Genomic DNA, 11503 nt, shown 5'->3' with positions numbered 1-11503 from the left:
CAGGACTACCATTCCCTTATTATAAGGTTTTTTTATGGATTTTTGTAGTGAAAACTCCCATTATTCCTAATTTTCCAATATATTATTTTTCTTGACTTTTAGTTGAAATTTTTATGCAACGCTAGTGTAATTTCCTAGACAATAAAAAAGGATAAACTCAAAAAATCATGAGTTTATCCTTAAGGAGTAAAGCATATTATTTTTATTCCGGACGGTATACCGGTCCGGCTTGACGGATAGCTTCGCTGGCTTCCGTGAATTTCTCAAAATTCATATGGAATTTACCGGCTAATTTCTTTGCTTCCAGTTCATAACTTTCTTTATCATCCCAGGCATTTTTCGGGACAAGCACTTCATCAGGAACTCCTGGAATGGCTGTTGGAATAGCCAATCCGAAAATATCATCCGTTGTTGTTTCCACATCATTCAACTCACCGATTAAAGCGGAGTGAACCATTGCACGGGTATAAGAAAGTTTCATTCTGCTTCCGACACCATAGGAGCCGCCAGTCCAGCCTGTGTTAATGAGAAATACATTAACATCAAACGTATCAATTTTTTCGCCTAGCATTTCAGCGTACACAGACGGGTTCAACGGTAAAAATGGAGAACCGAAGCATGCTGAAAAGGTTGCGACAGGCTGTGTTACACCACGTTCTGTACCTGCTAGTTTACTTGTGTATCCGCTTAAAAAATGATACATTGCTTGCTCTTTTGTCAGCTTACTGATCGGCGGCAATGTACCTGAAGCATCCGCTGTCAGGAAGATAATCGTATTTGGATGACCGGCTACACTCGGTTCTAAGCTGTTATCAATATTGGCTAATGGGTACGCGGCGCGCGTATTTTCTGTTAATGACGTATCGTCATAATCCGGTACGCGTGTATCTTCATCCAGTGCAACATTTTCTAACACAGATCCGTAACGGATGGCGTCAAAAATTTGCGGCTCTTTTTCAGCAGATAAATTGATACATTTCGCATAACAGCCTCCTTCAATGTTGAAGACGCCGTCCTCGCTCCAGCCATGCTCATCATCGCCAATTAACCGTCTATCTACATCTGCCGACAGTGTCGTTTTTCCGGTTCCGGATAAACCGAAGAATAAAGCGACATCACCTTCTTCGCCCACGTTGGAAGAACAATGCATAGACAAGACATTTTGTTCCGGGAGCAGGAAATTAGCTATAGAGAAAATCGATTTTTTAATCTCTCCTGCATATTCCGTTCCTCCAATAAGCACAATGCGCTGTTCAAAAGAAATGAAAACAAATGCTTCAGAATTCGTTCCGTCCACATCCGGGTCTGCTTTAAAACCGGGAGCAGAGATAACTGTAAAATCTGCTTCGTGCAGTTGTTCCTTTTCTTTTTCAGCAGGAATAAACAATTGTCTTGCGAATAAATTATGCCAAGCATATTCGTTAATGACCTGAATAGGCAGTTTGTATTTTTCATCTGCACCGGCATAGGCCTGAAGATGAAAAATTTCTTCTTTGGAATCTAAATAGGCTATTACTTTGTCAAGCAACTGGTTGAATATTTCTTCTTCAATGGGCTGGTTGACATTTCCCCAGTCTACCTTATCCGTTGATAAAGCATCTTTCACAATGAATTTATCTTTCGGTGAACGTCCCGTATATTTACCAGTAGTAGCACGGACAGCGCCGGTTGATGTTAATTGTGCTTCCTCACGATGGATAATTTTTTCGATAAGCTGGCCGACAGAATAGTTGCTGTAAATATTTGTTGAAGTGAACTCCTCCAAAAGATTTCTCCGCAATATTTTCATAAAACAATGATTCACTCCTTTTTATAGTGTAAAATGGTTTTATCCTTGAAATTATGTTTATTAGTATAACACATTAAAAAGAATAGTCCATACTAATTTATGAAAAATTATTTTTTGTGCTACAAACTGCTGTTTAAAGCTTTATTCCGTTTTTAAGTCATTTGCTGCAGGATAACTTTTAAAACCGCTGTACTGGGAGTTAAGACGTGATTTTATTTACGTTTTTATAAATATAGTGTATTATAAAGATATACATGCATATACTGTTACTATTTATGAAATGATAAGGTGGTAATTGTGTATGCGTAACGAGGAGGATGATAAAGTGATAATGCCTCAAGAATATGTAGCAAGCAAGAAAAGAAATCTTAAAAGAAAAAAAACAAACCTTTATAAAGATGCAACTCCTGAACAAATGAAAGCTATTAATGAAAAATCAAAAGAAGTTGCTGGGTTGGGAAATTTAACGTACAAACAAGTTTATGGGGAGGATTAACAGTTAGTGAGCAATTCAAGATTTATTGATAAAAATAATTGGACAGATATAGAAAAAGGGTATTTCTTTCAGGCTGCCATGTATTATTTATCTGATACAGAGCAGCCTTTAAACTTTTGATAAAAAATAGTGACGGAACTTTTAATGTGAGCCGTAGAAACGGTAACTTTGACCCTGTAGTAAATAAAAACGGGGATAGAGTTGCAGTAGAACAAGATATCAAAATTGCCGTTAAACCAAGACAAGTAATAGTTGTTTCAAATGATAATTTGAATTATTCAAAAGATTTTGGTTATGTTTCAGTTGCACCTGTTTTAGGTATCAAGTCGCAGGATAAGAGTAAAAGATGGTACCATGATTTAATAAATGATAAGTTACCCGGTTTTGCATATATTAAATTAGGTGGTTATGAGAAAGAAGTTGCCGTAGCTCAAATTAGTACGATACATAAGAGTATGCTTTTAAGAAAACAAAGTAAAGTGCCAGATGAAAGAATGGAATTCATAGAGAATCAAATACTAGAACAATTTGACATCGAATAGATTAATACATAATTATATTCATAGCCGTCTAAAATGGAGGGCTTTTTATATTTGCATTTGAACTGGTGCATTCATATTAATTATACATAATACCCAAGTTTTTTCATGCTATTTGATAGGTGTTTTAGAATTGGTATAGTAAATTACATATTATGATTTAATTTATCACAAACTCCGATTACAAATAACAATTAACTTGACACCAGCAGCTTGTTTCGTTAATCTAATTATTGAACGGATACTCTTATTCAGAGATGGCGGAGGGACAGACCCGATGAAGCCCGGCAACCTCACTCAAAGTGAAAGGTGCTAACCTGATGCAAGGATGATTCCTTGAACAATAAGAGCGAAAGGCCGATAGTTTTCCTTTCCTCATGTATTTTGAAGGAGAGGTTTTTTTGTTTTTAAGGAGATTTTTTTAAGACAATCGCTTAAAAGTTTGTTTAAAAAGGAAAGCCCATTGGGTGGAATGATACGTTTACGTTGAACTTCATCTTGAAGCAGAGTTCCGTAATATATAAGGAAAAGGGGAGTTAGCCTTATGGCTGCAAATCGTCGTTTATTTACTTCTGAGTCAGTTACGGAAGGGCATCCGGACAAGATGTCTGACCAAATTTCAGATGCTATTCTGGACAACATTCTCTCAAAGGATCCGAATGCCAGAGTCGCATGTGAAACGACCGTTACAACAGGAATTGTTTTAGTTGCTGGAGAGATTTCTACAAGTACATATGTAGACATTCCTGCTATTGTCCGTGAAACCGTGAAGGGGATAGGTTATACTCGAGCAAAATATGGATTTGACTCGGAAACGTGCGCTGTTTTAACTGCTATTGATGAACAGTCTCCTGATATTGCCGGCGGCGTGGACGTGGCGCTGGAAGCAAGACAAGGACAGGAGAGCGAAGAAGAAATTGAAGCAATCGGTGCTGGAGACCAGGGATTAATGTTTGGTTATGCATGCAATGAGACGGATGAACTGATGCCGTTGCCGATTGCTTTAGCTCACCGTTTATCCAAAAGATTAGCAGATGTCCGAAAACAAGAGATCGTCGGCTACCTTCGTCCAGATGGTAAAACGCAGGTAACTGTTGAATATGATGAAAATAACCAGCCGCTGCGTGTGGATACGATTGTTGTTTCGACGCAGCATCATCAAGATATTACAAATGAGCAAATTGAAGCGGATATTATTAAACATGTTGTAGAAGCGGTTGTACCGAGTGAATTACTGGATGATAAAACGAAATACTTTATTAATCCGACAGGACGTTTTGTTTTAGGCGGTCCACAAGGAGATGTCGGTCTGACAGGCAGAAAAATTATTGTGGACACGTATGGAGGCTATGCAAGACACGGCGGCGGTGCTTTCAGCGGAAAAGATGCAACGAAAGTGGATCGTTCTGCTGCATATGCTTCCCGTTATGTTGCTAAAAATATTGTTGCAGCAGGTCTTGCGGATTCATGTGAAGTGCAATTAGCATATGCGATTGGCGTGGCACAGCCTGTTTCTATCTCCATTAACACATTTGGTACAGGAGAAATCAGCGAGGAAAAATTAGTAGAAGCGGTACGGGAGTTATTTGATTTACGTCCGGCCGGGATTATTCTTATGCTTGATTTAAGAAGACCTATTTTCCTAAATACAGCCGCTTACGGTCATTTCGGACGCACGGATATTACATTTCCATGGGAAAAAACCGATAAAGTGGAAGAATTAAAAGCACTAACGGCAAAATAAGAAAAACGTCAGGTATCTCTGCAGATGTCTGACGTTTTTTTAATTGTGTTATTTATCCATCCCCATCGCTGTTTCCTTTAAATAATACTGCCCTTTATCTACATAGGAGGTGCGGATACGTTCCATTTCCTGAAAGTCCTCTTCCGTCAACTCACGTACTACTTTAGCCGGTCTGCCCATAACCAATGTTCTCGGCGGTATTTTCTTTCCGGGAGGTACAAGGCTGCCAGCGCCGACAAAGGCATATTCCCCAACTTCTGCACCATCTAAAATAATAGAACCCATGCCAATAAGTGCGTGATGACGTATGGTCGCTGAATGCAGCGTAACTTGATGTCCGACAGTTACATCATCTTCAAGGATTAACGGCATATCAGGACTTTGATGCAACATGGAAAGGTCTTGCACATTGGTGCGTTTGCCGATTTTTGTAGGAGCGACATCGCCGCGTATAACTGTGTGAAACCAGATACTAGCTTCTTCTTCAATGGTCACATCCCCGTTAATGACAGCATTTTTAGCAATGAATGCAGAAGCATGAATGGACGGGGAGTTTCCTTTATAAGATTCAATCATCCGTATTCCTCCAATAATGTCGTATTGATTAAAGTATAGCAAAGGAAGCGGGATTCGGAAAGACAGATACGGAGCAGACGGTTTCACCCTGTTTGAGCGTACCTATTTTAGAAAAAACTTATTATTTTCTAGGCAATTATTCTAGCGCATTTTCCAGAGTGGATAATTAGTTTGAATGTATATTTATTTCTTTTTAACCTCTACAGGTACACATCTTTTTATGGTAGAATAAATAAGCTAGTTGCTTCCTGATAGCAAAAATATAAAAAGATACATGCTATTTGAAGTGATTCTATATTCTTAAATGAACAATAGGAGGAGTAACAGTTGTTCCAGCATATCTGGAATAAGCAGTGGTATAAATCTGTTTTAATCGATGGATGATGCACGATCCATACATACAGGCGAACTTCTATAGAGAGAAAACAACGTTTTGCATGTCATGAATAAAACTGATTTATCGTTAAAAATGGGGTTGTACTTTTATGTTGATTCAAATTGTAATAGGGATTTTGTTTTTTATCGGTGTCTATATACTGATAAGCGATGAGCAAAAATGGTTGCGCCTTACAACGTATGGTTATTTTGTGCTGTTAACCATTATTTTTGTGACTGGATATATGTATCAATTAAATGATTTGCAGAGCCCTGAACTGGGCGATGCTGCTGCATTGCGTCAGTGGGTTAATATATTCGGTTACTTCTACTCGGTATCGCTTATGATTATATCAGCGTATATTTGGATTCCTTATCCAAAAAAATATAAGACATTACGATCCCGTGTACTCATGATTTCGCTGATTATATTTATTATCATGACAGCGGGTCATTTCTTGAATTTATTTTTCCGGTTATTATTTCTGGGAATTACGTAACAAATATCAGAAACGTCCTGTTCATTTTCAGGAACGTTTCTTTTTTTCGATAGCAATTAAAAATGGAGCTTGATTTTGCTGGTTGATAAACTGGTACCTAAGCACCTGGTATTCCTTTTGATCCAATTCTGATGTGTAAGAAAGAATCGCTTCTTTTTCTGCTTCGCCGCCTGGATGCCCATAATAAATAACTAAGATAAGCCGTCCGTTTGTTTTTAGTTTTTCTAATATAATCCGGATAGCCGCTAGTGTGGAGTGAGGTTTGGTGATAATGGACTTATCACTTTGTGGTAAATAACCAAGATTGAAAATAGCTCCCCCTAAAATAGTTTCTTCCATATAGCTATGTATCTTTTCGTGGCTGTCCAGGATTAGAGATACATTGTGGCAGTCATTTTCCAGCAGTTTCTCCTTTGTTTTTTGAATAGCCTGTGCCTGGATATCAAAACCATACACTTTCCCTGCTGTTCCCACAGTCCGGCTCAAAAATAATGTATCATTCCCATTCCCGCAGGTAGCGTCAATGGCAACATCTCCTTCTTCAAGACTTTCCTTTAATAGAGTGTGTGCATAAGTTAAAATGTTTAATAACATGTTGTTGTCTCCTTGTGTATGATATTGAAAAATGTAGTTTTCATTATAACAAGAAAAACACGTTTATGTTTCCTGCGGGTAATCCGGATAGAATGAAATTTTTCCCTCCTATCCTGTTTCCAATTGAAAAATTATGTGTATACTAAGGGGAGGACTCATTTGAGCCAACTTGACAGGGTATGTTTATTTCATTATAATTCCAGTATCTATCATAAAATGAAAGACGATAAAAAAGGAATAGTAATAGGTCAGGTCAGTTTTAGAGAAGCAGTGGGTGGTGCAAACTGCTACTGACGGGCGTGTGAACTCACCTTTTTAGGTTGCGGCAATGAAAAAGTAGTTGCTGCCGTTTCATCTACGTTATCGATGTCAAGCGAACGTTTTAAGCGTTAATTTGGGTGGTACCGCGGGAATAAATACAGCTTCTCGTCCCTTTCTTGGGATGAGTGGCTTTTTTTATACCTGTTTTTAGTCAATTTAGGATATACATGTTAATTTCATGAGAGATGGAATGTTACAAGAGTGACGAAGGAGGAAGAAAGACGATGAGTTTTCCACATCAGGAAATCGAGAAAAAATGGCAAAAGTATTGGGATGATAATCACACATTTAAAACAAATACATTTTCCAATAAAGAAAAATTTTATGCGCTTGATATGTTTCCTTATCCATCCGGCCAAGGCTTGCATGTTGGTCACCCGGAAGGATATACAGCGACAGATATTTTAGCAAGAATGAAGAGAATGCAGGGTTATGAAGTTATGCATCCGATGGGCTGGGATGCTTTCGGACTTCCAGCGGAGCAATATGCTATTGATACAGGGAACAGTCCAAAAGCATTTACAGAAGCAAATATTCAAATCTTTAAAAGACAAATTAAAGAGCTCGGTTTTTCGTATGATTGGGACAGAGAAATAAATACCACAGATCCTGATTATTATAAGTGGACGCAATGGATTTTTAAAAAACTGTACGAAAATGATCTGGCTTATATGGATGAAGTAGCTGTTAACTGGTGTCCTGCGTTGGGAACTGTTTTGGCTAATGAAGAAGTTATTGATGGAAAGAGTGAACGCGGCGGACACCCGGTTGTCCGTAAACCGATGAAACAATGGATGCTAAAAATAACAGCATACGCCGATCGGCTGCTTTCTGATTTGGAAGAACTGGATTGGCCGGAGAGCTTAAAAGAAATGCAGCGTAATTGGATTGGACGTTCAGAAGGTGCTGAAGTGACCTTTTCCATTGAAGGACATGAAGAAACTTTCACCGTATTTACAACACGTCCAGACACCTTGTTCGGGGCTACGTATGCCGTGATGGCACCGGAACATGAATTTGTAGAAAAGATTACTACTGCAGAGCAAAATGCAGCCGTGGAAAAATATTTGCAAGACGTGCAAACGAAATCGGAGTTGGAACGTACCGATCTTGCTAAAGAAAAAACAGGTGTGTTCACAGGAGCTTATGCAATCAACCCTGCTAATGGCGAAAAAATGCCAATTTGGGTAGCAGACTACGTATTGATGAGCTACGGAAGCGGAGCAATCATGGCTGTACCTGCCCACGATGAGCGTGACTATGAATTTGCCAGCGTATTTGGGCTGCCAATCAAAGAAGTTGTCGCCGGCGGAAATATAGAAGAGGAAGCTTATACAGGAGACGGTCCGCATGTTAATTCGGAATTCCTGAATGGCTTATACCAGGATGAAGCTATTTCGAAAATGATTGCATGGCTGGAAAAAAACGAAAAAGGGACGAAGCAAACAACGTATCGTTTACGTGACTGGCTTTTTGCCAGACAACGTTATTGGGGTGAGCCGATTCCAATTATTCACTGGGAAGACGGCAGCATGTCAACTGTTCCGGAAGAAGAGCTTCCACTGGAACTTCCGGAAATGACAGAGATTAAACCTTCTGGAACGGGAGAGTCTCCGCTTGCTAACAACGAAGCATGGGTAAGTGTGGTCGATCCGGAAACAGGCATGAAAGGCCGAAGAGAAACAAATACGATGCCGCAATGGGCTGGCAGCTGCTGGTACTTCCTGCGTTATGTTGATCCGCATAATCCCGAACAGCTTGCTGATCCGGAAGCGCTGAAAGAGTGGTTCCCGATTGACATTTATATCGGAGGAGCAGAACACGCTGTGCTTCATTTGCTGTACGCACGTTTCTGGCATAAATTCCTTTACGATATTGGAGTGGTTTCTACCAAAGAACCTTTCCAGAGATTATATAACCAAGGAATGATTCTTGGAGAAGGTAACGAGAAGATGAGTAAATCAAAAGGAAATGTGGTTAATCCGGATGATATTATTTCTTCTCATGGCGCAGATACATTGCGGTTGTATGAAATGTTTATGGGGCCGCTGGATGCTTCTGTTGCCTGGTCCACAAACGGCTTGGACGGCTCCCGCCGTTTCTTAGACCGTGTTTGGAGATTGTATATGAATGATGACCAATCATTAACAGACAGAATTACAGATGATGCGGCAACAGAGCTGGATAAGGTGTATCATGAAACAGTCAAGAAAGTGACAGAGGACTTTGAGAATCTTCATTTTAATACAGGTATCTCCCAAATGATGGTATTTGTGAATGAATGTTATAAAGTGGATTCCATTCCTAAGAATTATGCAGAAGGCTTTGTGAAGCTTCTTTCTCCAGTTGCACCGCATATGTGTGAAGAAATCTGGCAAAAGCTTGGCAAGGAGGATTCCATCAGTTTAGCAGGTTGGCCGGCTTATGATGAATCGAAACTTGTGCAAGAAGAAGTTGAGGTTGTATTGCAGGTAATGGGGAAAGTTCGCGCTAAGCTGAGCGTTCCTGCAGGTACGGAGAAAGACGAACTTGAAAAAATGGCTTTAAATGAAGAAAGTGTAAAAAAATGGGTCGAAGGAAAAACAATACGTAAAGTGATTGTTGTTCCAGACAAACTGGTTAATGTGGTAGCGAATTAATTATTTATTATGAAAGGAGCAGACGCAAAAAAGCACGACGTTGCTGCGTGAATGCTTCTTAGCATAAGTAAGAAACCGGACAAATGAGGTTCTGTGTGCAGAATGTGATTTCGTCCGGTTTCTTTTTGTTATATAGACAGTTGCCTTTTACTTAGCGGGCTCCTCTATACGGGGAAGGTCCGTTTGTAATGTGGTATCCAGAAGAATCCATTTGTCTTTCTTATCATAAATCCATACCGACTCGACCGTTCCGATTTGATCAGCATGGTATGCTCCGCTGATTTGTTGAAAACTTTTCAGTCCTTCCTGCTGTTCGCTTTCTACTTCCATGACCTCAAAAAAAGCAACCGGGTCAATCATAAGCGTTGTTGGTTCTAAAAGCTGTCCTTGGTCATCATATAATTTTAAGCGAATATATTCTTCTTTTTGTCCCGACACATCTAAAATGATGGGGTCTTCCTTTGGCAGCAATTGTACGGATACTTTGAAGCCATCCATAAATTCTCCTTTTACCGGCTGTTCAGTTGGCAGTGGCAGTTCGATAAAATCATCTTTTTCCCATTGATTTAACTGAGAAGTATACAAACCGCCGCTTCCACCGGTCGGACTTTGGTACAGAATGTCCGTTACCCCGTTATGCGTTAAATCAGCAAATTGTAATACGGGATCATATCCTCCGCCATAATTAATTCGCCATGTATTATCAGTAGAAGGGCTTGAAATATCAACCCAAATATCCTGATAATACACCCCATCCGGAGCAAATAATTTTCCTTTCAGCTCTAATAACTCATTCTCACCATCTCCAGTGACATCCTGTTCATAAGTATGGATGAGGTGTACATCGCTCTGCGCTGCTGTTTCTGCCGGAGCAAAGAAAAGAGTCAACAATAATAAACTGATATAAGTCATTGCATCACCTTCTATTCGTAAAGAGATTTATTTTGCCTTAGTTTAAACAAACAATTTGAAACCTATTCATTCTCCATTTATTATGATAAGAAAGAATGAAATAAAAGGAGTTGAGAGGGAATGGAAGATATGAAGAAATATTCCCCGGAAGAAGTAGATTCTATAAAAGAAAAGGATCATATTCAGGTGATTGATGTCAGAGAAGATGAAGAAGTTGCTCAAGGAATGATTGAAAATGCACTGCATATTCCTTTAGGAGAAATTCAAGATGCTTATACGGATTTAGATAAGGATAAAGAATATATTATGGTCTGCCGTTCTGGAAGAAGAAGTTATAATGCAGCAGCTTTTTTACAGGAACAAGGGTTTAACGCAGCAAATATGAGCGGCGGTATGCTGGAATGGCCAGGAGAAATTATTATTAAGTAGTCCATTCATGATAAGCTTCCGTGATGAATGCAAACAACATGCATAACCAAAAGATATTCTGCAGGCAAATAGCATCTTGTGGAATATCTTTTTGTATCATAGAGCAGTGGTTGCTTATTGCAAATTCCTTTCGTCTCCTCGTGTATTAGTATTCTTTATATAAAATTCGACATAGCGGCAGATCTAAAAGTACTTGCGCAGCAGTGTTATTTGCAGGCAATTTCAGAAACAGTTCTCTCATCTATAAAGCTGGGAGAAAAGCGCGTAATGCCGTTTTAAATGACTTCTTACTGAAGAAAAAAGAAATTTGCCGAATAGATGTTGACTTAATTTGTCGGTAATGCTATAATGAATTTCCAATGTTGAGTTGATGCTTTTCAAAAAATAAATATAAAAAAAGTTGTTGACGAGATATTGGTTACGTGATATATTAATAAAGTCGCCAATTTGAGGCGAAGAAATACAAATTGCTCTTTGAAAACTGAACAAAACAACCAGTACGAAAGAAGAAAGACAACCTCGTTTTTCTTAAAAAAAGTCAGTAATGACTTCTGAAAGCTAAGAAACACAAACACTTTTATGGAGAGTT

General features: G+C 39.0%; 10 protein-coding genes, 1 riboswitch and 1 other annotated feature. Of the genes, 6 read left to right on the top strand and 4 right to left on the bottom strand.

Annotated elements, in window-relative coordinates:
• Positions 1-202: 202 nt before the first annotated feature.
• On the bottom strand, positions 203-1789 hold the full coding sequence (gene pckA / locus ACFQ19_RS19805) for a phosphoenolpyruvate carboxykinase (ATP) (RefSeq protein ID WP_379594550.1): 1587 nt from the start codon (positions 1787-1789) through the stop codon (positions 203-205).
• A gap of 325 nt (positions 1790-2114) precedes the next feature.
• Here pckA and ACFQ19_RS19800 point away from each other — a divergent pair, with 325 nt between their 5' ends.
• From ACFQ19_RS19800 to metK, 3 genes are all read left to right on the top strand, one after another.
• Positions 2115-2285 carry a hypothetical protein gene (locus ACFQ19_RS19800; RefSeq protein WP_379594548.1) on the top strand — a complete coding sequence of 57 codons (171 nt, stop codon included), beginning with the start codon at positions 2115-2117 and terminating at the stop codon, positions 2283-2285.
• 116 nt (positions 2286-2401) lie between these two features.
• Positions 2402-2827 carry a type II toxin-antitoxin system PemK/MazF family toxin gene (locus tag ACFQ19_RS19795; RefSeq protein WP_379594546.1) on the top strand — a complete coding sequence of 142 codons (426 nt, stop codon included), beginning with the start codon at positions 2402-2404 and terminating at the stop codon, positions 2825-2827.
• Between the two features lie 241 nt (positions 2828-3068).
• A riboswitch (SAM riboswitch) is annotated at positions 3069-3174 on the top strand.
• Positions 3175-3368: 194 nt separating this feature from the next.
• The gene (gene metK, locus ACFQ19_RS19790) at positions 3369-4568 is read left to right on the top strand and encodes a methionine adenosyltransferase (protein WP_379594544.1); all 1200 of its coding nucleotides are present in this window, start codon (positions 3369-3371) and stop codon (positions 4566-4568) included.
• A 48-nt stretch (positions 4569-4616) separates the two neighbouring features.
• Here metK and ACFQ19_RS19785 read toward each other — a convergent pair whose 3' ends face one another.
• Positions 4617-5144, bottom strand: coding sequence for a gamma carbonic anhydrase (locus ACFQ19_RS19785; protein ID WP_379594542.1), 528 nt, complete (start codon positions 5142-5144; stop codon positions 4617-4619).
• A 485-nt stretch (positions 5145-5629) separates the two neighbouring features.
• On the opposite strand from ACFQ19_RS19785, the gene ACFQ19_RS19780 reads away from it, so the two are divergent.
• A complete protein-coding gene (locus tag ACFQ19_RS19780; RefSeq protein WP_379594541.1) occupies positions 5630-6019 on the top strand; it encodes a hypothetical protein in 390 nt (129 codons plus the stop codon).
• A gap of 27 nt (positions 6020-6046) precedes the next feature.
• Here the strand turns inward: ACFQ19_RS19780 and ACFQ19_RS19775 are convergent, their stop codons facing one another.
• The gene (locus ACFQ19_RS19775; RefSeq protein ID WP_379594539.1) at positions 6047-6613 is read right to left on the bottom strand and encodes a class I SAM-dependent methyltransferase; all 567 of its coding nucleotides are present in this window, start codon (positions 6611-6613) and stop codon (positions 6047-6049) included.
• A 217-nt stretch (positions 6614-6830) separates the two neighbouring features.
• Positions 6831-7050, top strand: a binding site (T-box leader).
• Between the two features lie 108 nt (positions 7051-7158).
• Here ACFQ19_RS19775 and leuS point away from each other — a divergent pair.
• Complete coding sequence (gene leuS, locus ACFQ19_RS19770) at positions 7159-9573, top strand: leucine--tRNA ligase (RefSeq protein WP_379594537.1); 2415 nt, start codon at positions 7159-7161, stop codon at positions 9571-9573.
• A gap of 147 nt (positions 9574-9720) precedes the next feature.
• On the opposite strand, the gene ACFQ19_RS19765 is transcribed toward leuS, so the two are convergent.
• Positions 9721-10485, bottom strand: a complete 765-nt coding sequence (locus ACFQ19_RS19765; protein WP_379594536.1) for a hypothetical protein — start codon at positions 10483-10485, stop codon at positions 9721-9723.
• A gap of 120 nt (positions 10486-10605) precedes the next feature.
• Between ACFQ19_RS19765 and ACFQ19_RS19760 the strand changes: the two genes are divergently transcribed.
• The gene (locus tag ACFQ19_RS19760; RefSeq protein WP_379594534.1) at positions 10606-10914 is read left to right on the top strand and encodes a rhodanese-like domain-containing protein; all 309 of its coding nucleotides are present in this window, start codon (positions 10606-10608) and stop codon (positions 10912-10914) included.
• The last annotated feature ends 589 nt before the right edge of the window (positions 10915-11503 follow it).

The organism is Oceanobacillus locisalsi (assembly GCF_042675985.1).
Classification (GTDB): domain Bacteria; phylum Bacillota; class Bacilli; order Bacillales; family Amphibacillaceae; genus Oceanobacillus; species Oceanobacillus locisalsi.
Note: the sequence above shows the minus strand (reverse complement) of the source record. Positions and strands in the feature narration are given on the sequence as shown.

What these genes read in the sequence shown, in the direction of transcription:
- metK (WP_379594544.1), top strand. Translation starts at nt 3,369, where the DNA reads ATGGCTGCAAATCGTCGTTTATTTACTTCTGAGTCAGTTACGGAAGGG.
- pckA (WP_379594550.1), bottom strand. Translation starts at nt 1,789, where the DNA reads ATGAAAATATTGCGGAGAAATCTTTTGGAGGAGTTCACTTCAACAAAT.
- ACFQ19_RS19785 (WP_379594542.1), bottom strand. Translation starts at nt 5,144, where the DNA reads ATGATTGAATCTTATAAAGGAAACTCCCCGTCCATTCATGCTTCTGCA.
- ACFQ19_RS19765 (WP_379594536.1), bottom strand. Translation starts at nt 10,485, where the DNA reads ATGACTTATATCAGTTTATTATTGTTGACTCTTTTCTTTGCTCCGGCA.
- leuS (WP_379594537.1), top strand. Translation starts at nt 7,159, where the DNA reads ATGAGTTTTCCACATCAGGAAATCGAGAAAAAATGGCAAAAGTATTGG.
- ACFQ19_RS19775 (WP_379594539.1), bottom strand. Translation starts at nt 6,613, where the DNA reads ATGTTATTAAACATTTTAACTTATGCACACACTCTATTAAAGGAAAGT.
- ACFQ19_RS19780 (WP_379594541.1), top strand. Translation starts at nt 5,630, where the DNA reads ATGTTGATTCAAATTGTAATAGGGATTTTGTTTTTTATCGGTGTCTAT.
- ACFQ19_RS19760 (WP_379594534.1), top strand. Translation starts at nt 10,606, where the DNA reads ATGGAAGATATGAAGAAATATTCCCCGGAAGAAGTAGATTCTATAAAA.